Annotated in this window: 18 protein-coding genes; 10 read left to right on the top strand and 8 right to left on the bottom strand. The window is 45.6% G+C overall.

Translation table 11 applies throughout. The features are described 5' to 3' along the window. Positions 1–38: 38 nt before the first annotated feature. The 3 genes from dxs to xseB are packed head-to-tail and all read right to left on the bottom strand — an operon-like array spanning position 39 to position 3,091. Positions 39–1,922: a 1-deoxy-D-xylulose-5-phosphate synthase gene (gene dxs, locus AB4133_RS04880; protein ID WP_017084182.1), complete on the bottom strand. Its 1,884-nt coding sequence runs from the start codon at positions 1,920–1,922 to the stop codon at positions 39–41. A 21-nt stretch (positions 1,923–1,943) separates the two neighbouring features. Then, positions 1,944–2,828: a (2E,6E)-farnesyl diphosphate synthase gene (gene ispA / locus AB4133_RS04875; RefSeq protein ID WP_372156530.1), complete on the bottom strand. Its 885-nt coding sequence runs from the start codon at positions 2,826–2,828 to the stop codon at positions 1,944–1,946. Positions 2,829–2,848: 20 nt separating this feature from the next. Next, a complete protein-coding gene (gene xseB / locus AB4133_RS04870) occupies positions 2,849–3,091 on the bottom strand; it encodes an exodeoxyribonuclease VII small subunit (RefSeq protein WP_372113573.1) in 243 nt (80 codons plus the stop codon). 297 nt (positions 3,092–3,388) lie between these two features. On the opposite strand from xseB, the gene pomA reads away from it, so the two are divergent. The 7 genes from pomA (at position 3,389) to rlmM (ending at position 10,552) form a co-directional block, all read left to right on the top strand. Further along, positions 3,389–4,153, top strand: coding sequence for a flagellar motor protein PomA (pomA, locus tag AB4133_RS04865; RefSeq protein WP_017060778.1), 765 nt, complete (start codon positions 3,389–3,391; stop codon positions 4,151–4,153). 12 nt (positions 4,154–4,165) lie between these two features. Beyond that, positions 4,166–5,113 carry a flagellar motor protein MotB gene (locus tag AB4133_RS04860; protein ID WP_017060777.1) on the top strand — a complete coding sequence of 316 codons (948 nt, stop codon included), beginning with the start codon at positions 4,166–4,168 and terminating at the stop codon, positions 5,111–5,113. A 318-nt stretch (positions 5,114–5,431) separates the two neighbouring features. Beyond that, a complete protein-coding gene (thiI, locus tag AB4133_RS04855) occupies positions 5,432–6,880 on the top strand; it encodes a tRNA uracil 4-sulfurtransferase ThiI (RefSeq protein ID WP_029235325.1) in 1,449 nt (482 codons plus the stop codon). A gap of 671 nt (positions 6,881–7,551) precedes the next feature. After that, positions 7,552–8,460 carry a transcriptional regulator GcvA gene (locus tag AB4133_RS04850; protein WP_012604639.1) on the top strand — a complete coding sequence of 303 codons (909 nt, stop codon included), beginning with the start codon at positions 7,552–7,554 and terminating at the stop codon, positions 8,458–8,460. Continuing rightward, positions 8,453–9,076, top strand: a complete 624-nt coding sequence (locus tag AB4133_RS04845) for an alpha/beta fold hydrolase (RefSeq protein ID WP_102319949.1) — start codon at positions 8,453–8,455, stop codon at positions 9,074–9,076. Before AB4133_RS04850 ends, AB4133_RS04845 begins: the two co-directional genes overlap by 8 nt. Next, positions 9,066–9,464: a DUF423 domain-containing protein gene (locus tag AB4133_RS04840; protein ID WP_102319950.1), complete on the top strand. Its 399-nt coding sequence runs from the start codon at positions 9,066–9,068 to the stop codon at positions 9,462–9,464. The genes AB4133_RS04845 and AB4133_RS04840 overlap by 11 nt, the downstream gene beginning before the upstream one ends. Further along, positions 9,461–10,552, top strand: a complete 1,092-nt coding sequence (gene rlmM / locus AB4133_RS04835) for a 23S rRNA (cytidine(2498)-2'-O)-methyltransferase RlmM (RefSeq protein ID WP_017070491.1) — start codon at positions 9,461–9,463, stop codon at positions 10,550–10,552. Before AB4133_RS04840 ends, rlmM begins: the two co-directional genes overlap by 4 nt. 80 nt (positions 10,553–10,632) lie before the next feature. On the opposite strand, the gene xni is transcribed toward rlmM, so the two are convergent. The 5 genes from xni to queF form a co-directional block, all read right to left on the bottom strand. Beyond that, entirely contained in the window at positions 10,633–11,406 is a 774-nt protein-coding gene (gene xni / locus AB4133_RS04830; protein ID WP_017063342.1) for a flap endonuclease Xni, read from the bottom strand. Positions 11,407–11,500: 94 nt separating this feature from the next. After that, positions 11,501–12,865, bottom strand: a complete 1,365-nt coding sequence (gene ppnN / locus AB4133_RS04825) for a nucleotide 5'-monophosphate nucleosidase PpnN (RefSeq protein ID WP_017060771.1) — start codon at positions 12,863–12,865, stop codon at positions 11,501–11,503. Between the two features lie 243 nt (positions 12,866–13,108). Further along, positions 13,109–14,674 carry a GGDEF domain-containing protein gene (locus AB4133_RS04820; RefSeq protein ID WP_081229491.1) on the bottom strand — a complete coding sequence of 522 codons (1,566 nt, stop codon included), beginning with the start codon at positions 14,672–14,674 and terminating at the stop codon, positions 13,109–13,111. Between the two features lie 118 nt (positions 14,675–14,792). Next, positions 14,793–17,051 carry a tetratricopeptide repeat protein gene (locus tag AB4133_RS04815; RefSeq protein WP_372224026.1) on the bottom strand — a complete coding sequence of 753 codons (2,259 nt, stop codon included), beginning with the start codon at positions 17,049–17,051 and terminating at the stop codon, positions 14,793–14,795. A gap of 58 nt (positions 17,052–17,109) precedes the next feature. Continuing rightward, positions 17,110–17,955, bottom strand: coding sequence for an NADPH-dependent 7-cyano-7-deazaguanine reductase QueF (gene queF, locus AB4133_RS04810; protein WP_017060768.1), 846 nt, complete (start codon positions 17,953–17,955; stop codon positions 17,110–17,112). 131 nt (positions 17,956–18,086) lie between these two features. On the opposite strand from queF, the gene syd reads away from it, so the two are divergent. The 3 genes from syd to AB4133_RS04795 all read left to right on the top strand — a co-directional run bounded on the left by syd (position 18,087) and on the right by AB4133_RS04795 (position 21,016). Continuing rightward, entirely contained in the window at positions 18,087–18,632 is a 546-nt protein-coding gene (syd, locus tag AB4133_RS04805) for a SecY-interacting protein (protein ID WP_050633962.1), read from the top strand. A 4-nt stretch (positions 18,633–18,636) separates the two neighbouring features. Continuing rightward, the gene (locus AB4133_RS04800; protein ID WP_372224025.1) at positions 18,637–19,413 is read left to right on the top strand and encodes a Zn-ribbon-containing protein; all 777 of its coding nucleotides are present in this window, start codon (positions 18,637–18,639) and stop codon (positions 19,411–19,413) included. A gap of 397 nt (positions 19,414–19,810) precedes the next feature. Beyond that, complete coding sequence (locus AB4133_RS04795; RefSeq protein ID WP_372128730.1) at positions 19,811–21,016, top strand: carbohydrate porin; 1,206 nt, start codon at positions 19,811–19,813, stop codon at positions 21,014–21,016. Positions 21,017–21,067: the final 51 nt, after the last annotated feature.

The following is a 21,067-nucleotide window of genomic DNA, read 5'->3' as shown; positions in this document are numbered from 1 at the left end:
CTTACGAGCTTACGAGCTTACGAGCTTACGTATTAAGGCTATTTAGCAAGGTAGTCCGAGATAGACTTCTCAATGCCTTTCGCATCCAAACCAAGCTCTTCATGCAGTTCGCCTTGAGTACCTTGAGCAATAAACTTGTCTGGTAGGCCAAGGTTCAATACTGGCATTAGCAGTTTCTCTTGCATCAAGAATTCAATCACACCAGCACCCGCACCACCTGCAATCGCGTTTTCTTCGATAGTCACTAGTACATCGTGGTCAGCAGCAAGTTGTTTGATCAGAGCTTCATCTAGCGGTTTCACAAAACGCATGTCTGCAACTGTCGCATCGATAGCATCTGCGGTTTGAAGTGCACTTTCAAGGAAAGTACCAAAGCTCAGGATAGCGACTTTCGAGCCATCTTTTGCTTTTTCACTTTCGCGAACGATACGGCCTTTGCCAATCTCAAGCGCGGTAAATTCACTTTGTATCTCAGTGCCCATACCATTACCGCGAGGGTAACGTACTGCACTAGGACCAGTGTGCTGGTGGCCTGTGTAAAGCATTTGGCGACATTCGTTCTCGTCGCTTGGTGCCATGATCACCATGTTTGGAATACAGCGCATGAAACTTAAGTCGAACGCACCTTGGTGTGTTTGACCATCGGCACCGACAAGACCTGCACGGTCAATAGCGAACATGACCGGTAAGTCCATGATAGCCACATCGTGGATCAGTTGATCGTAGCCACGTTGTAGGAACGTCGAGTAGATAGCGACAATCGGCTTATCACCCGCAATCGCCATACCCGTTGCTAGGGTCACAGCATGCTGCTCAGCAATTGCTACGTCGAAGTATTGTTCTGGGTACTCTTTCGAGAAACGCACCATGCCAGAACCTTCACGCATTGCAGGCGTGATCGCCATTAGCTTAGGATCTTGCGCCGCCATATCACACAGGAAGTCACCAAAAATCTTAGAGAAAGTTGGTTTAGAGCTGGTGCTCTTAGGCAGACTTGAGTGTGCTGGATCGAATTTCGGTACGCCGTGGTAACCGATTGGATCTTTCTCAGCTGGCTCGTAGCCTTTGCCTTTCTTAGTCATGATATGCAGGAACTGAGGGCCTTTAAGGTCTCTCATGTTCTTAAGCGTTTTAATCAGCTCATTGACATCGTGACCATCAATTGGGCCAATGTAGTTAAAGCCTAACTCTTCGAACATGGTGCCAGGGACAACCATGCCTTTTAAATGTTCTTCTGTACGACGAACCAGCTCTTTAATCGGCGGAACGCCTGATAGCACTTTCTTGCCACCCTCACGAATTGACGTGTAAAGACTGCCAGAAAGAACTTGAGCGAGGTGGTTGTTTAGAGCACCTACGTTTTCAGAGATCGACATCTCGTTATCGTTAAGGATAACCAGCATGTCATTGTGAATATCGCCCGCGTGGTTCATGGCTTCGAAGGCCATACCTGCGGTAATCGCGCCATCACCAATGACACTCACGACTTTACGATTCTTACCTTCTTTCTTCGCACTGATCGCCATACCAAGTCCGGCGCTGATCGATGTTGAAGAGTGACCAACAGAAAGGGTGTCGTATTCGCTCTCTTGACGCCATGGGAATGGGTGCAGTCCATCTTTTTGACGGATAGTCGACAAGCGGTCGCGACGACCTGTAAGAATTTTGTGCGGGTATGCTTGGTGGCCAACATCCCAAACCAACTGGTCAAAAGGCGTGTTGTACACGTAATGCAGAGCAACTGTCAGCTCTACTGTACCTAAGCCTGACGCTAAGTGACCACTTGACTGGCTCACCGAGTTAAGAAGATAGGTACGTAATTCATCACAAAGCTGTGTAAGCGTCTCTTTTGGAAGTAGACGCAAATCCTCTGGCTTATCAGCCAAAGCAAGAGTTGGGTACTTTGATATATCAAGAGTCATAGGTAATGCGCGCTTATTGTCTTAGTTCTTGCGCTCGATGACGTATCGGGCGAACTCTTCGAGTGACTGGGTATTGTATGGGATTGCAGCCAAAGCTTGAAGCGCTTCCTGTAGCAGAGTTTGCGCTTTTTCTTGAGCGCCCTCTAAACCTAACAAAGAAGGGTAGGTGCTTTTGTTCAAATCTTGGTCAGAGCCCTGTGGTTTACCCAAAGTTTCGGTATCGCTAATGATATCTAAAATATCATCCTGAACTTGGAAGGCTAACCCGATTGCATCGGCGTACTTATCTAATTGAGGCATCACTTCAAACGCTTTGTCGCCAGCAGCGAGAGCACCTAAACGAATCGCACTCTTCATTAGAGCGCCAGTCTTGTTACGGTGAACTTCTTCTAACTCTTCTAGCGTGACAGAGCGGTTTTCAGCTTCAATATCAAGAGCTTGTCCAATGCACATACCTTGTGCACCAGACGCTTCAGCTAGGCGTTGAATCATTCGAACGCGATTGCTTTCCCCGTCAGCACTTAATGTGCCTTCCGCAAGTATAGTAAACGCGAGAGTTTGTAGGGCATCGCCAGTTAAAATTGCCGTTGCTTCATCGTATTTGATGTGACAAGTCTGATGGCCACGACGAAGTTCATCGTCATCCATTGCTGGAAGGTCGTCGTGAATCAGAGAATAGGCATGAATACATTCGATTGCAGAAGCTGGAGTGTCGAGTTCTTCAGCGGTACAGCCGAGCATTTCCCCTGTAATGTAGACAAGAAATGGACGTGCGCGTTTGCCGCCTAAAAGTAACCCATAACGCATCGCGTTGATAAGGTTCTGATTTTGGTGTGGCAGGCGATCAAGCCAAAGGTTCAGTTGCTCGTTATTACGTGCTTGATAAGACAATAAAGTCTCGATCATAGGGGATCTCATACAATTCGTTATTCTGGTTGTGGGTTAAAGTCACTAAGTTCTGCATTTTCATCATTTTGCAGTAAGATGCTAACACGCTGTTCAGCATCGTTTAGTTTGCTTTGACCGGCACGAGCGAGGGAGACGCCTCGTTCGAACTTTTTCAGCGCATCATCTAAAGCTAGATCACCATTTTCTAGTTGATCAACCAAGCCATCAAGCTCTTCGATTGCTGCTTCAAAGCTCATATTTTCAGGTTTCTTAGTAGCCATAATAAATCTGCGTTTGGAAAGATGAACGAACGTTACCTTAGGGCGTTGAGATGGTCAAATGTAACCAATAAATTTTGCTAGAAAGTTCGTTTTTAAGAGGCTTGAAGCCACTTTCATCTAATAACCTCACCTTTATCGAGTTTATGACTGCTCGAGAACGGGGAAGCGGGTAATAGTTGTGATACAAAAAGCAAAAGTGTGATACTTAGGCCAAGAATTTACTAAAAGATCTTATAGTCTTGCCGATAAAAAGATTATCGTCGACATAGAGCTACAAAAAAGCATGAGGAGTGCTCAGTGGATTTAGCAACCCTAATAGGTTTGATTGGTGGATTTGCCTTTGTAATCATGGCAATGATCCTAGGTGGAAGCCTCGGGATGTTCTATGACACGACATCCATATTGATCGTGGTTGGTGGTTCAACGTTTGTTGTTCTGATGAAGTTCACCATGGGACAGTTCTTTGGCGCGACTAAGATTGCCGGCAAAGCTTTTATGTTTAAAGCGGATGAGCCTGAAGATCTTATTGCGAAAGTTGTAGAGATGGCTGATGCGGCTCGTAAAGGTGGTTTTTTAGCACTGGAAGAGATGGAAATTAACAACAGTTTCATGCAAAAGGGCATCGATCTTTTGGTGGATGGCCATGATGGAGATGTAGTTCGTGCTGCACTGCAAAAAGACATCGCATTAACCACAGAGCGTCATGAGCAGGGCGCGAAGGTGTTCTCTGCATTTGGTGATGTAGCACCCGCGATGGGTATGATTGGTACCTTGGTTGGCTTGGTTGCCATGCTTTCTAACATGGATGATCCAAAAGCGATCGGCCCTGCGATGGCGGTGGCACTTTTAACCACCCTATATGGTGCGATTCTTTCGAACATGGTGTTCTTCCCAATTGCCGACAAGCTTGCGCTGCGTCGTGACCAAGAGACACTCAACCGTCGTTTGGTTATGGATGGCGTACTCGCGATTCAAGATGGTCAGAACCCACGAGTAATCGATGGTTACCTGAAGAGCTACCTAAACGAAGGTAAGCGTACGATTGATGGTGAACCTGCGTAAGAGGAGTTGAAGATGGATGAAGAAAATCCATGTAAATGTCCTCCTCCGGGATTGCCTCAATGGATGGGGACATTTGCTGACTTGATGTCACTGCTGATGTGTTTCTTCGTACTGCTGCTCTCATTCTCTGAGATGGACGTACTGAAGTTCAAACAGATCGCTGGCTCGATGAAATTTGCGTTTGGTGTACAAAACCGCTTGGAAGTGAAAGACATTCCTAAAGGCACCAGCATCATTGCACAAGAGTTTCGACCTGGTCGTCCAGAGCCGACACCGATTGATGTGATCATGCAGCAGACGATTGATATTACGCAGCAAACGCTTGAGTTTCATGAAGGTGAATCTGAGCGTGCTGGCGGTACCATGCGTGATCAAGGCAAGATGACCGGAGGCAAGTCGCCAGAGGTTTCGACTCACGACAATCAAAACTCTGAGTCAGACCAACAGCAACAACAAGCTGAAGCTCAATCGCAAGAGATGGAAACCTTGATGGAAAGCATCAAGAAGGCGTTGGAGCGAGAGATAGACCAAGGCGCGATTGAAGTTGAAAACCTTGGCCAGCAGATTGTGATTCGAATTCGTGAGAAGGGTGCATTCCCATCGGGTTCTGCTTTCCTACAGCCTAAGTTCCGACCTTTGGTGAGACAGGTTGCTGAGTTGGTGAAAGATGTTCCGGGTATCGTTCGAATCTCAGGGCACACCGATAATCAACGTCTTGATTCCGAGCTTTATCGATCTAATTGGGACTTGTCATCACAGCGAGCAGTGTCTGTTGCTCAAGAGATGGAAAAGGTGCGTGGTTTCTCTCATCAACGCTTGAGAGTACGCGGCATGGCGGATACCGAGCCAGTCGAGCCGAACGATACTGAATGGCAACGTAGCCTCAACCGCCGCGTTGAAATCAGCATCATGCAGGGCGAGCCGCTTTACAGTGACGAAGTGCCTGTTATTAATGAATAGCCGATACGTGTACACACGGTAGCATGCAGATAGCATCGAAAGCCCAACCTTATAATGAGGTTGGGCTTTTTGTTTGCTGGTCTTCAATGGTTCTCTCTGCGGCATTTATGTCGTTTCGAAACCTGCTACTGTTAATAACAAGCGGTTTAATGATGGTGTTACAGCAAGCACTCTTTTCCTTGCTTCACTTTCTCATGTATAATTCGCGCCCTTAGATTTAGATATGATCTATTCTTGCTTCAAGTGCTGTGTAAATTCTCTAATTTACTTGGCGATGAGCGTTTTCAAAATTTTGAACATTAATGTTGTGAAAGTACTATGAAATTTATTGTTAAGCCCCATCCGGAAATTTTTGTAAAAAGTGAATCGGTGCGTAAGCGCTTCACAAGGATTCTAGAGTGCAACATTCGTAACGTTATTCAACGTCGCTGTGAAAGTGTTGCGGTATTCAATCGTCGCGATCATATTGAAGTGACGTCTGAGAGTGACCAGTACTACGCAGAAGTGTTAGAGGCTCTGACTCACACTCCAGGTATTCACCACTCTCTTGAAGTTCAACAGTCTGAATTCAAAGACTTGCACGATATTTACGAGCAAGTACTAGAACGCAGCCGTGCTGACATTGAAGGCAAGACTTTCTCTGTACGTGCTAAGCGTCGTGGTAAGCATGACTTTACCTCTATTGAACTTGAGCGCTACGTAGGCGGCGGTCTAAACCAAGCAGTTGAGTCAGCGAAAGTTCGACTTAAGAACCCTGATGTAACCGTTAAGGTTGAAGTGGCTAACGACAAGCTAAACCAAGTTCTAGCTCGTCACAAAGGCCTCGGTGGCTTCCCTCTTGGTACTCAAGAAGATCTACTGAGCTTGATCTCTGGCGGCTTTGATTCTGGTGTTTCAAGCTACCTGCACATCAAACGCGGCTCTAAGGTTCACTACTGTTTCTTCAACCTTGGTGGCCCAGCGCACGAGATTGGTGTTAAACAAGTGGCTCACTACCTATGGAATAAATACGGCTCATCTGCAAAGGTGAAGTTCATTTCTGTAGACTTTGAACCTGTGGTTGCTGAAATCCTTGAGAACGTAGAAGACGGCCAAATGGGCGTTGTTCTTAAGCGTATGTTCATGCGTGCTGGTGGTATGGTTGCAGACAAGTTCAAGATCGAAGCGTTGGTTACTGGTGAAGCACTAGGTCAGGTATCAAGCCAAACGCTAACTAACCTGCGTCACATCGACAACGTGACAGATACTTTGATTCTTCGTCCGCTTATCAACTGGGATAAAGAAGACATCATCGACCTTTCTCGTATCATCGGTACTGAAGACTTCGCTAAGGTAATGCCTGAGTACTGTGGTGTTATTTCTAAGAAGCCAACAGTGAAAGCGAAGAAAGGCAAACTGGAAGCAGAAGAAGCTAAGTTTAACTTTGAAGTGCTGGATCAAGTGATCGAGAACGCTCGTGTTATGGATATCCGTGACATCGAGAAAGAGAGCCAAGAGCAAGCGCCTGAAGTTGAACAAGTTCAAGCTGTTGCTGAGCACGCTATCGTTCTTGATATCCGTAGCCCAGAAGAAGAAGACGAAAGCCCATTAGAGATCGAGGGTGTTGAAATTAAACACATCCCATTCTTCAAGCTTTCGACTCAGTTTGGCGACCTAGACCAAGCGAAAGAGTACTTGCTGTACTGTGACCGTGGTGTAATGAGCCGTCTACAGGCACTTTACCTACAAGAGCAGGGCTTCCATAACGTTAAGGTTTACCGCCCATAGTGGTGTGTTGACCAAGCGTTAATCATTTTGCAAAGCCGTTTACTGAAAAGTAAGCGGCTTTTTTATTTTCTATTGTGAATGATTTACAGTAGTCAGACAGAGGCGTGAGTTTGGGCGTGCTATCGTCATGCTCAGCTTTGAAATTTTTGATTGATAGAAAGAGTGTGTTCTAAACGGGTTTATAAGTACCGAAGAAGTGTGAGTATCTTGAAGTATTCTGTTACTTTTTAGTGCAACTCAATGGTGCTATTTGTATGTGTTCAGTTGATTATTTGAGTGGGTGTCTGATTCTGTGATTGGCGATGAAAAATAATAAAGATTAATTAGCACAGCTATTGATAAACTTGTTGTTACATTTCTTTGCACATAAAAAAACACCGCCCATAAGGCGGTGTAAACAAATTTGACAGACAGGTCAAAATAAATACAGGAAGTACATGCCTCGTTTCAGTATAAACTGCAACAAAACATTTGGTAGAACTCTACCCAACTCGAAAAGAACGAGTTTGCAAACACAACATCACAGGAGCTAAGCCAATTGATTCTAGAGAGAATCAAGCCGTTCAGGCTAGCTGCTGCGGGATGAAATATAGAATTTCTCTGGCTGCTAGGCAATGGACAAATTATAATGTTTCAGATAAAAAAAACTAATGCTTATTTAGAGAGTAACTATGTCTCGTCGATTACCCCCATTAAACTCGCTAAGAGTGTTTGAAGCTGCAGCTCGACACTTGAGTTTTACGCGTGCTGCAGAAGAGTTGTTTGTTACTCAAGCGGCAGTCAGTCATCAGATCAAAGCGCTTGAAGAATTCTTATCTTTGAAGCTGTTTCGCCGAAGAAACCGCTCTTTGCTGCTAACTGAAGAAGGTCAAAGCTACTTCTTAGATATCAAAGATATTTTCACATCACTAGCAGAAGCGACAGACAAAGTGCTGGAGCGAAGTGAGAAGGGCGCATTGACCATCAGTTTACCGCCGAGTTTTGCTATTCAATGGTTGGTACCAAGGCTCGCTGACTTTAATCAGCAAGAACCTGATATTGATGTAAGAATCAAAGCCGTTGATATGGATGAAGGCTCGTTGACCGATGATGTAGACGTGGCTATTTACTATGGCCGAGGGAATTGGTCGGGGCTCAGAGCCGATAAACTTTACCAAGAATACTTAATTCCTCTTTGCTCACCTTCCGTGCTGCTAGGAGTAAAACCATTAGAATCTCTCAGTGATTTAGCATGTCATACGCTATTGCATGATACTTCTCGAAAGGATTGGAAACAGTTCGCTAAGCAAAATGGCATCGATGGGGTAAACGTTAATCATGGCCCTATCTTCAGTCACTCAACCATGGTATTGCAGGCGGCCGCTCACGGGCAAGGTATTGCTTTGGGTAATAATGTGTTGGCGCAACCTGAAATCGAAGCAGGTCGTTTGATTGCACCTTTTGATGAAGTGTTGGTAAGTAAGAACGCCTTCTATGTAGTGTGTCATGAGAAACAAGCTGACATGGGTCGTATTGCTACCTTCCGCGACTGGATGCTAGCGAAAGCGCAAAGTGAACAAGAGGACTTACTCGATGAATAACGTCATCATTGATGGTGAAGACAATCCCATCACCTTTATCTTTGCCCATGGTGCTGGCGCAGGCATGGAGCATGAGTTCATGCAGTCGGTAGCCAAAGGGTTAGCCTTTAAAGGGATACGAGTGATTCGTTTCAACTTCCCTTACATGATTAAACGTGCTGAAGATGGTAAGCGTCGTCCACCTGACAGAGCGCCTAAGCTACTTGAAGCCTATCAAGAGATTATTGAGCAGGTTGATGCCGATAAGCTTGTGATTGGTGGTAAGTCGATGGGAGGGCGTATGGCGAGCCATTTGTCTGAACTTGATAAGGTGGCCGCAATGGCGTGTTTAGGCTTTCCTTTCCACCCACCAGGTAAACCCGAGAAATACAAAGGTGAGCATCTGGCTGAGTTAGCAAAGCCATGCCTCATTTTACAAGGTGAGCGCGATACCTTTGGTAAGCGTGAAGAGTTTGCTGATTTTGATCTGTCTGATTCTATTCGTGTTGAATTTATTCCCGATGGCGACCACAGCTTTAAACCTCGTAAGAGTTCTGGTTACACCGAGCAGCAGAATATTGCGTTAACCGTTGAGAAGTTATCAGCGTTTATCAAAGAGGTACTCAATGAGAAGTAAGTATTTACTCACGTTTGCTGGCATCTCTGGTGCGGTTGCTGTGATGCTTGGCGCCTTTGCAGCTCACGGTTTGAAAGCTATCTTGTCTGAATATCTGCTAGGCGTGTTTGAGACGGGTGTTCAGTACCAATTTATCCATACTCTAGCGATATTGGCGTGTGGCGCTCTGCTGCAGATGAAACTTGGCGCTAAATCACAAAAATATTTTTTCATTGCGGCAATTTGCTTTATCATCGGCATCCTTTGTTTTAGTGGCAGCCTTTATGGCTTGGCACTGACAGGAATAAAATGGTTTGGCCCTATCACTCCGTTTGGTGGTCTACTATTTATCATTGGTTGGGGAGTCTTCTCCTTCGCTGCTTTGAATATAAAAGAGGTAACTCAGTGAAACACGTACTACTTTATTGTCGCTCTGGTTTTGAAAAAGAATGTGCTGGCGAAATTCAAGACAAGGCAACACAACTGGAAGTGTTTGGTTTTCCTCGCCTAAAGAACAATACAGGTTTTGTATTGTTTGAATGTTACCAAGCAGGTGAAGCGGACAAGTTGATCAAAGAGATCGATTTCCAATCACTGATCTTTGCTCGTCAAATGTTGGCAGTGGCTGTTGAAATTAAAGACCTGCCAACCGATGACCGTATTTCTCCAATTCTTGAGGCGCTTTCTGAGAAAGAAGGTTTCCCTCGTTGTGGTGATATCCGTATTGAAACGCCAGATACTAACGAAGCAAAAGAGCTTTTGAAGTTCTGCCGTAAATTTACCGTGCCGATGCGTCAAGCGATGCGTGGTAAAGGCCTGATGACAGCGAAAGATAACGCTAAGAAGCCTGTGCTTCATTTATGCTTCATCGCTCCGGGCCACTGTTTTGTTGGTTACTCTTACCCAACGAACAACTCCCAGTTCTTTATGGGTATCCCTCGTCTGAAGTTCCCATCAGATGCGCCAAGCCGTTCTACATTGAAGCTAGAAGAAGCATTCCACGTATTCATCCCTCGTGATGAGTGGGACGAGCGTTTGGCTCCAGGTATGTGGGGTGTTGATTTAGGTGCATGTCCAGGTGGTTGGACTTACCAATTGGTTAAGCGCTCGATGTTCGTTCACTGTGTTGATAACGGCATGATGGCAGACAGCCTAATGGAAACAGGTCAAATTAAGCACCACATGGTGGATGGCTTTAAGTTTGAACCAGACCGTAAGAACGTAACTTGGATTATCTGTGACATGGTTGAGAAGCCAGCTCGTGTTGCTCACCTTATGGGTGAGTGGATCATCAAAGGCTGGGCGAAAGAAGCACTGTTCAACCTTAAACTGCCTATGAAAGGCCGTTACGATGAAGTACTGCAAGATATCGAGAACCTAAAAGTGTTCCTGATTGAGAACAAAGTGAAGTTCAAGATGCAGGCTAAGCACCTTTACCACGATCGCGAAGAGATCACGGTCCACATTCAGGCGCTTTCAAACATCTCACCGCACTAATATTTACGTTAGTGTGTCAGTGATAAAAAATGCTCATTTAAGGGGCATTTTTTGTATCAATATTATCGAGTCACAGCGACTTAAGAGCTTGCTTCGTAACGAATATCTTGCAGGTTGAACCCTAAATCAATATCGGTTTTGAGTGCCGATACTTGCTTACATACACGAGCGGATTCGATGTGTTCGTCGAACTTCTTACGATATTTTTTCGGCAGATCTTCTGCTTGATAGGCCGCTTCGATATCTGGGTAAGTGGTCAATATCTCTTTGGCTGCTTTTGGCCCGATACCTGGGATGCCCGGTACTTGGCTTGAGCTTACGCCCGTTAATCCCCAGTAATCCGCCAGTTGTTCAGGTTTAACGCCAAACTCAGCTTCGATAAAGGGTTTATCTAACCAGCGGTGCTGGAAGTAATCTCGGATCTGAAGCGTTGGTGACAACAGTTGGCAGTAGCCCTTATCCGTCGAGACGATGGTGACGGTTTCTCCGTGGTCAGCCACTTTCTTTGCCAGTGTTGCGACGAGATCATCCGCTTCATCGCCATCAGACAGCAGTGAATCAATGCCTAACTCCCACCAAGCTTGTTGAATAGCATCAAGGCCTTTCATCAATGGTTCTGGCATGGGTTTACGATTCTGCTTATAAGCAGGAAGCACATCTGCGCGCCAGCCACGGTCTTGTAAATGGTGATCAAATACCGCGATGATGTGGGTGGGCTTTGATTCATTCAGAATCTTATTGAGAGTGCGAATTGTGGTGGTAATGGTTCTTGCTATATCGGTTGGATCCGGCTGAACAGAGTGCACGCGTCGGATGAGGTTTAAGGCATCGATAATAACAAGATGGATAGACATAAGTTTCCACTAAATAGGCAATAAAAAAAGGGGCTGCTAGCCCCTTATAGTAACGTATCACTTGGTGAGTTGAAACGTTGGTAACGTAAACGCCTTAATCACGTGAGGCGATTTTATAGCAAGGCACGTAGTCGGTCCCTCCCGGTAACTTCATTCGATGTTGCTCAACAAAGTCATTCAGCAGTTGGTCCATCTTGGTCATTAGCTCTTTGTCGCCATCAATTAGGAATGGGCCGTGCTTCTCGATCTCCAGAATACCCTCTGCTTTGACGTTACCAGCCACAATGCCTGAGAACGCTTTACGTAAATTAGCGGCTAGGCTTTCTGTTTTTTGGTCCATATGAAGATCAAGCGCCGCCATAGATTCGTGTGTTGGGTCGAATGGCAGTTGGAACTCAGGCTCAATATGCAGTGACCAGTTGTAGCTGTAGGCATCACCGGTCTCTTTACGGTGAGAACGCACATCTGGCATCGCTTGTTTCATGATTTTCGCAGCGCGTGCTGGGTCATCAATCACGATCTCGTAATGTTTCTGAGCATCAGGCCCTAGAGTTTCCCCAATGAACTTATCGATTGAGCGGAAGTAAGCCTCACTCTCTTTCGAGCCCGTTAACACAATCGGCATTGGCTGTTCGGCGTTATTCGGGTGCATCATGATCCCTAAGATGTACAGCAGCTCTTCGGCCGTGCCGGGGCCGCCTGGGAAAATGATGATGCCATGTGCCATACGAACAAACGCCTCAAGACGCTTCTCAATATCTGGCATGATCACCAGTTCGTTGACGATTGGGTTTGGTGGCTCAGCCGCAATGATCGAAGGCTCGGTAAGCCCAAGATAACGATGATCGGTGTAACGCTGCTTCGCGTGACCAATGGCAGCCCCTTTCATTGGGCCTTCCATTGCACCCGGTCCACAACCGGTACAGATATTCAGTTCACGGAGGCCGAGCTCATTACCGACTTCACGAGTGTATTGGTATTCGCTGGCATTAATAGAGTGACCACCCCAACATACAATCAGGTTAGGCTCGATGCCTGGCGTCAACGCACCTGCATTTCTCAAGATACCAAACACAAGGTTAGTAATGTGAGTGGCATTAGTCAGGTTGAGCCTTTGGTTATCGGCTAAGTGCATGTTGACGTAAACAATGTCACGCAGCACTGAAAATAGGTGCTCTTGAATACCCTTGATGATTTCACCATCGACAAAGGCATGCTCTGGTGGGTTGCTTAGTTCGAGCTTAATACCACGCTCACGGCGAACGACTTCGACATCGAACGACAGATATTTGTCGAGCAACTCTTTGGAGTTGTCGGTATGGCTACCCGAGTTCAGGACCGCTAACGTACAGTTGCGATACAGTTGGTACAGATCACTAGACGCGGTTTTCTTAAGACGCTCAACCTCAAGTTGAGAGAGTAAATCCATGCTACCGGCAGGGCTGATATGAGTGATCATAGTGCCTCCTTGTTGAAAAGAGCAGGGGACGTTGAAGTGACCCTCTGGCTCGAGAGTGAGAAGCAAACGTTGAAAGTGTTTGGTTAAAGGTAGGAGAGAGTTAACCAGACGAAACGGATACGACAGCGTTGCTTGCCATGAATGCTTGTTAAGCGAATGTTAATCATTAGCTTAGCAAACATTGAGGGAAATGGTATGTGATAAGTATTTGAAAAAATGAAATAAATTAAATCTAGGGCTGGCCTAGTGCCAAACAAGTTGGTTATTACCGCGTTGTTTTGCTTTATTTAGTGTTGTATTGAGTCGCTCTAACACTTCTTCAGGTGTATCTGACTCTTTAAACTGAGTACTTGCCGCGCATAAAGTAATCGTGATTTGTTGGTCACGGAACTTAAAGGGTAAGCGGCTTACTTGAGTTTGAATGTTTTGAATCACTTGGTGACAATATTCATCGGTTTGCTCTGGCAATAGTAAGACAAATTCTTCACCTGAAAAACGCGCCACAGTATCGGTCGTGCCTGCTTCTTTGGTGATGGTTCTTGCGATGATCTTAAGCGCTTTATCGCCGGCGGTATAACCAAAGCTATCGTTAATGGCTTTGAAGTTGTCGATGTCCAGAAGTACTACGCGCAGTGAGTGTTGTGCGCGGATCCAGCGGCGATACTCAAGCTCTAAGCGATCAGTAAAGGCAGTGCGATTGTAAACCTTGGTTAGAGGATCAAGCAGCATACGCTGAGCCTGATCTTCCAAGCGCTTACGGTAATCTTGCGTCACTTCATAGAGTGAATCTAACTGAGTCTTTCCGTAACTCATTCTCTCTATCAGAGCTTGTTCTTTTTGCTCTGCGTGGTTCAGCCTTTCCGAAAGAGAGGCAATTTCACTGAGTAGCGGATTAATCGACAGCTTTAAACTATCAATATCTTTCGCTTTATCTACCGAGCTTTGGCTTCTAGTGACTAGTTCATTTAACTCAGAGTTTAGACCTTGTCGGTGCTCAAAGTAGCTCTGGCTCTGGTCGGCATTTTGGTCTGCCGTTTTGATGCTGGACGCTAAAGAAGAATTAAGCTGATCGATGAATTGTTCAGACTTCTTACGTTCTAGGTTGGTGCCTTCAATAACCAGTTTGAGGATCTGAAGTGTTAGCTCAAGTAGGTTTTGTGTGGAAACACCAAGCAGCAGCTTCGCTCGAATATCGGTAAGCAGATCACCCGATTCACCCTCGAAGTCGAGTTCAGTGATCAGATGTTGTAGTTCGTTTGATAGGTCGGAAAGGAGCTCTTGTTCCGGAGAGTGCGCAGCGTCAGCAAAATGGGTGCGTGAGTTATTCGCCATAATCTTTATGGCACGCTCATAAATACCGAGAAGTTTCATGGCGTGGTCGACTTTCTGACTGCCATTGCATTCGGAGAAGCTAAGTAAGTTTCGTAGGTCGCGTTTGAGCTGTGCTGGAAGGCCAGTTATGCGCTGCAGCGTTTCCCCACTGTGCTTAATGCTATCGTCCAGATACCCGTTCTGTTTATCCATAGCCAACGTTTTCTGCTTAAGCATCCTTTCTAATACTGCCAGTTTTGGGATCATTGAGCTAATGTCTTTTTGCTTTTCTAGCTCTTCCCTAAGGGCAATGAGGTTTTCATCTAAATGGCTGTTACTACCAACACATGCATCACTTAAAGACGTGACGATACGCTTTAGAACTTTCTGTTCTCTAATAAACTTGAACGAGGTGTCTCTTTGCGTCAAACGGACCTGCTCCAACTGAGATTTCAGCTGGTGGAGTTGCGCCTGAATGTCTTTTTCAAGAATGCCCATAGATGTATTTATTAGCGCCGCGTAGACCGATCTCGATCATTTTGATGAAATTCCGTTACATCGATAATAACAAAACTAAAAATAAGGTCACGACTTGCTGCTCTTAACCGCTCGCAAATCAGTCATCTTTTAGCATTTTTTTGATGTTGTCCTCATTCTGGTACGAGGATTGTATTTTTATTAACCCTTGATTAATCGCATGTTTACACGCTTCTCTTATGTTACCAGTTGCAAGGCTCGCTGCTGGTGCATTATCGATAGCTTTTAGATAGACCCATTGGCTACTGCGCTCTTTGAGACTGATCTCACGGGCGAGATTGGTCGACATCAATAATACGTCGAGCAGCTCTTGATCGTTAATTGCGGTGTAAGCGCGTGGCAAGAATGGGTAGTCAGCGATGCCCATACGGACCGTTCGGTTGATGTTTCGCTCTGTTTCGAAGTCATTCACCCAAGACTGAATCTTTCTGAACATGTCCTCAGGCGACAAATCACGGTCCGCGTTTGGCTCGATATAAAGCAGGTTCGCATCCGAGAAGTGGTAGACACGAGCTGGGCCTTCAAGCTTAGATTTTAGGAATTCACCGAAAGCGTCTTCCAGTTCTAGACCGGCTTTGTAACCGTTCTGCGTGTACATATTGCGTAAGAACGGTAAATCAATCATCACGAAGCGTAAGCGGTCGTTGAGTGGCTCATGAATCAATTCGCCAAGTTGCCACTGTTCGAAGGTCTGGCTGGTTTGTTCCAGCGAGTTAGAGAGCTTCGCATTGAGCATTCTTAAGTTCGGAAGCTTTGAACGTGAGTGCGTAAATAGGTCGGTGCGCAGTGAGTCCACTTCTTTGGCTAAGGTTTGAATGAGATAGCCACGGCGCAGAACAAAGAAGAACAAGACAATGCTGAACAGGAATAGGGCGAACGATATTTTTTGGAACTTACGATGCTCCAGTTTGTATTGCTCTAGCTCTTGCGCTTGGCCTGCGTAGTGCAGGGTTTGTTCGGCAAATTCTTTCTGTTGACGGAACGCGTCTTCGCCAACACGGTTGAGTTTTTGCTGCTCTAGAGAGACAAGGCTGTTGTATTGCTTGAGGTTTGCCAATGCTTGCTGTGGACGACCTGCCTGTTCATAACCCAAAGAAAGTAAGTAGTACGAGCGTTGTGAAAGGCGCATGTTCTCTATCTGGCGTGAGATCTCAAGTGCACGTGTCGCATGCTTTATCACGTCTTCGCTTTCTTGTAGGTGATACGCTAACCCTGCAGATAACAGTGCAGCACGGCCTTCCAGCTTTGGAATGTCGGTATATTCCAGCAGCTCAAGGGCACGGGTTAGGTACTGTTCTGCTAGAGGGTAGTTATAAAGGCGTAAGTAGGTCGCCGATAGACTTAGTCGGATATCAATGACTTGGTGGATATCTCGGTCAGTGCTTTCGTGATCAAGAACGTTGAAGAAGTGTACCAAGGCAAGGTTATATTTCCCTTGATAGAAGTACACATCCCCCATTTTCTTAAGCACTTGTGCTAAGACAGGCGAGTTTTCAAAGTTGTCATAGAAATCAGCGGCTTGAGATAGGTGTTCTAACGCTTTATCCAACACTTGGCGCTCAAAGAAAAGCTGCGCAAGTAGGCGGTTGACCTTGGCCAAACGTGAACTAAGATTGCCCTCTACTGATTTCCAGTAGCCATACAACAACTCGGATAACGCGTGGTTGTACTCTTTGTGAGTCAGATAAAACTCGCCGACGGAGATATGGTAGTCGATGGTGACTTTTTCAGAGTAACGTTGATCGAGATAGGTTTTGGCTTCTTGATAGAACATTTCGGCTTCATCGATCTTGTTGTCGTAAGAGGCGATGTCGGCTTTCAACATGATCAAGCGATAGGTAATGCCTTCCGTTAAGCGTAAGGTTTTATTCACCGACTCTAGATTTGTTTCAATGTTAGTGAGCTCTGATTTTGCTTTGGCTGATTTTCTATCACTCAGCCAAAGTAAGCGAACTTTTAGGATCTGAAGATCTATTTTTAGGTAATCAAGCTTATAGGTTTGCGCTAGCTCGGAGGCTTTGTCGATGTGCTGAATCGCAATACGCATATTGCCAAGGTTGTATTCCGCTTTGGCTAAGATCTTATACGCATCGATACTGCTGTTTGGTGTTCGAATCGAGGAGTCTGTCTCTTCGCGAGAAATAGCTGAAGGGCTTTTCTCGCGTTGATCAGAAAGGACACGCAGCGTTAGGTAGCTGTTGGCCATTTGTTTTGCTTGGCTCGGATCGATCTCAACCAAATTATTGGCTTCATTGAGTAGCGCCGACGAATAAACCGACGCATTGACCGATGTGCTTAAGCTTAAAATAAATAGACTAACAACGTATAACCAACGCATTTCAATGTCCCTTTAAAGATTTGGTAGGTTCAAATAAGTGTGGGTGGTTCTCGCCTGATTATTGGCGAGCCATACGCTTATTGTGGCTTGGTCTATCTTGCTCTGTTGAACGGTATGGGTTGATATCCAGACCACCACGACGTGTGTAACGTGCGAACACAGTTAGCTTCGAAGGTGCACAGTATTTCATGATGTCAGTGAAGATACGCTCAACACATTGTTCGTGGAATTCATTGTGCTCACGGAAAGAAACTAAATAGCGTAGCAGAGCTTCACGGTCAATTTGCTTACCAGAATATGCGATCTCAACGCTGCCCCAATCCGGTTGATTGGTGATCAAACAGTTCGACTTCAATAGGTGGCTGTGCAGTGTTTCTTCAACGTCTTGTTCGCCAGCAGCGCCTTCAAGCAGCGACGCTTCAAAGTCGTAGCTAGTGATTTGGATGTCTTGGTTGTCGATACAGTCACCTTCCATCGTCACGATAGGTTGGTTAGTGTAGTCGGTTACTGAGTTTACATTCACAATCACCGTTTCGCCTGCACATGCCGACAAATCTTGGGTCAGGCGCTCGGTTACTTGATCCCAGTTTTCAAATTGAGTCTGGTTGTAGCTGTTCAGGTACAGCTTGAAAGATTTTGATTCAATTAAATTTGGGCTGGTTGCTGGGATGAAAACTTCACCGACAGCCACTTGTGGTAGACCATTGGTGTTTAGCCACGAAAGCTCGTACATCGTCCAAATATCATGACCAACAAAAGGCAGCTCGCCGTTTAGCGCAAGATCATCGCGATTAAGGCTACGAGGCACTGGTTGCAATAAACTTGCATCGTATTGGTTAGAGTACTCAGTTTTTTGGCCAAGGGTTAAACCCGCTAGCTCTTTTGCGTCAGAATATTTGCTCATACTTTCGTTTCAAATTCGATTAGAATGGGGTCGATTTTACTGAATCCCCCTTACCCTGTCATTAAGTCATCGCTTAATCGGCGCGGAAAGGGCTCGGATTCTATTTATTATTTTGTGTTTAGGAGATTTTCATGACTCAACGTGCTCAAGACGCACTACTTTCTTTTAGTCAGCGATACGTTGACGCGTGGCAGCAGAAACACCAAAGCTTACCTCGTAATGAGGAGTTGGTGGACATAGTATCGCCATGCGTAGAAGAAAAGAGTGGCGATGCCGTGTTGTGGAAGCACTATCCACGTGAGCAATTCGCGGATTTCACCAACGTTGAAACCGGTATTGAGTTGACTCTGCATGAAGACATCAAAACTTTCTACGGCGCACAATTCAGCGCAGATATGAACGCAACTTTCGATGGTAACGAATTGACTCTGTTACAGATTTGGAGTGATGAAGACTTCGAATGCCTACAAGAAAACATTTTGGGTCACCTAGTAACTCAGCGTCGCTTGAAGCTAAAACCAACGGTTTTCATTGCCGCGACCGATGCTGAGCTGGATGTTATCTCTATCTGTAACCTAACGGGTAACGTGATTTTGGAGCGCTTAGGTACCAAAAATCGTGATGTGCTCGCCGAGACATTGGCAGAATTTTTAGAAAAGCTACAACCAGCGGTATAAATAGATGTACGTACTAGAACTTCAATTTGAGTGTTTTAATAACACAACGGTAAGCGCTGTCGACAAGGCGGTTAATGGCTTAATGGATGCACTTCGTTATAACGGACAAGTGTTAGGTCGTGAGTTCCCAATCGTGATGGGCGATGGGGAATTCTATGTTCGCGTTGTGTGCCCGGAGCAAGATAGCTTGCACCCGCGGAATCACTCAGACTTTGTGAAAGTGTGTTTTGATCGCTTGTCTAACGCGAGCCTACTAGCGCCTAAAATGCGTTTGCTAGGTCGAGATCTGAACTCAGAAGAAGTGGCAGAAGATGAAACACCAAGCTGGCAGGTGTTATACACGACATTCGTGCACACCTGTTCACCGCTGCGTAGTGGCGATAGCTTGCTACCAATCCCTTTGTATCGCAATCCACCTACCTTCAATGGCGACCATAAAGCCGTGTTGAAATGGCAGACCGAATGGCAAGCCTGTGATGAAGTACAAATGGGTGGTGGTTGTCGCGCGGAACATGCAACGCTAACCGAGATCAGTGACACGAAGAGTGTGCTGTTTAAACGCGGTTGGGGTCTAAGAGGGCGCATTGAGTATCTGACTAAGGTTCCAACCTACTACTACTTATACCGTGTCGGTGGGATCAGCCTGAAAGATGAAAAAGAGCGCAAATGCCCGCAATGTGGTGGTGAATGGCTGCTAGATGCGCCTATCCACGATATTTTCTATTTCAAGTGTGATGACTGCCGATTGGTGTCAAACATCTCTTGGGATCACCTGAAGTAGTCTTCTTGTGGTTATTTAAGCGTCATGCTTTAGATATCGGAGTGCTATTTAGTGCTCCGATATTTTTTTTTATATTAAATGTTTAGCACCTTGTATCATCCCCGATGCAGTGACTTCGTTACCAGTCTTAGCTCGATCTTTGTTACTCTCTTATCGTTACCCACTTCTCCTTTCAATACGCACAGAACGTGATATTCAGCTCTTTCTGTAGCACTAATGTATTCATTGAGATAATCCAACTCCCATCAACTTTTAGTTACCTCAATAGTTAGCCTGATCACAATAATCAATCAGTTCTCTTTCAATTTATATTCTGCTCAATATAAATGGGATCGATCCCATGGGAATGTTCCCATTGTGAATAATAACCTGATTCTAGATCTGAAAGGAATGGACGATGAAACTGTTACCTATTGCTGCTGCACTCTCTACTGCTTTACTTGCCCCTAATTTATACGCTGATGAAACCACGCCATTGGAGTTCAATGGCTACATGCGCGGCGGCGTTGGCTTGAGTAATGAAGGCGGCTCAAACAGCAAGTGGGAGGTGAGTAAAGTTGGCCGACTCGGCAACGAAAATGACCTGTATGGTGAGTTTGGCTTTAAGAAAGAGGTGTATGCTGAGGACGACGTTTCATTTTTAGTTGATTCCATGTTGTCGTACTGGCAAGGCCAAGATGAGAATGCCGCGGATAAAAGCGTGGATGTGGTGCAATTGAATGTTCAAGCGGTAGGGCTTTTTGAAGATAAGGACATTGGGATTTGGGCGGGTGAGCGCTACTACCAACGTCATGATGTGCACATCGTTGATAACTACTACTGGGATGTAAGTGGTATTGGTGCCGGCGTTGAACACATCAATATGGGCCCTGGTAAATTATCGGTGGCTTTGATTCAAGACACGGTGACTGGCGATGTGTTTGATGGCAAAGAAACCACAGCCATGATTGCTGATGTGCGTTATGCAGGCATTCCATTGTGGAACAATGCGGATCTTGAGGTCGGTATTGATATGAACTTCGCCAATGAAAAACAAGGTCAAACGGTAGATGCGGATGACAGCGTAATGCTAACGGCGAGCCTGAATCAAAACCTATCAGGCGGCTTCAATAAAACTATTCTACAGGTTGCTAACTCTGGTTATGCCGAGCAGATGACGACTTTTGGAACGGGTAAAGGCATTGTTCGTGATGCAAACAACAACGACGCCGAGGGTTTCCGTTTGATTAACTGGGGCGTGCTTGCGATTGGTGAGAACATTGAGTTTGGCCATACTGTGCGTTATGCCGCGTCAACCGGTGTGGGTGCTAATAACAGTGATGATGACTCTTTCAGTGCAGTTATTCGTCCGCTTTATAAGTGGGACAAGCGCATGCGTACCATTCTTGAAATTGGTGGTTTTGTAGAAACGATTGATAACCAAGATGGGGCAGGTGGTAAATTCACCATCGCTCAGGCTTGGGTTCCACAAGTGGGTTTCTGGTCTCGTCCTGAATTCCGTATCTTCGCCACTTACCTGAATGATGCTGAAAACGACAATGCCTTCGGTGAAGGTAAAAACAGTGAAATGAGCGTTGGCATGCAAGTGGAAGCTTGGTGGTAAGTCGAACTTTCTGGTAAATCCTAACCAACAAAAAGGGGCTGACGTTATGTC

Source organism: Vibrio sp. 10N.286.52.F8, assembly GCF_041468745.1.
In the GTDB taxonomy this organism is placed as follows: Bacteria; Pseudomonadota; Gammaproteobacteria; order Enterobacterales; family Vibrionaceae; genus Vibrio; species Vibrio crassostreae_C.
Note: the sequence above shows the minus strand (reverse complement) of the source record. Positions and strands in the feature narration are given on the sequence as shown.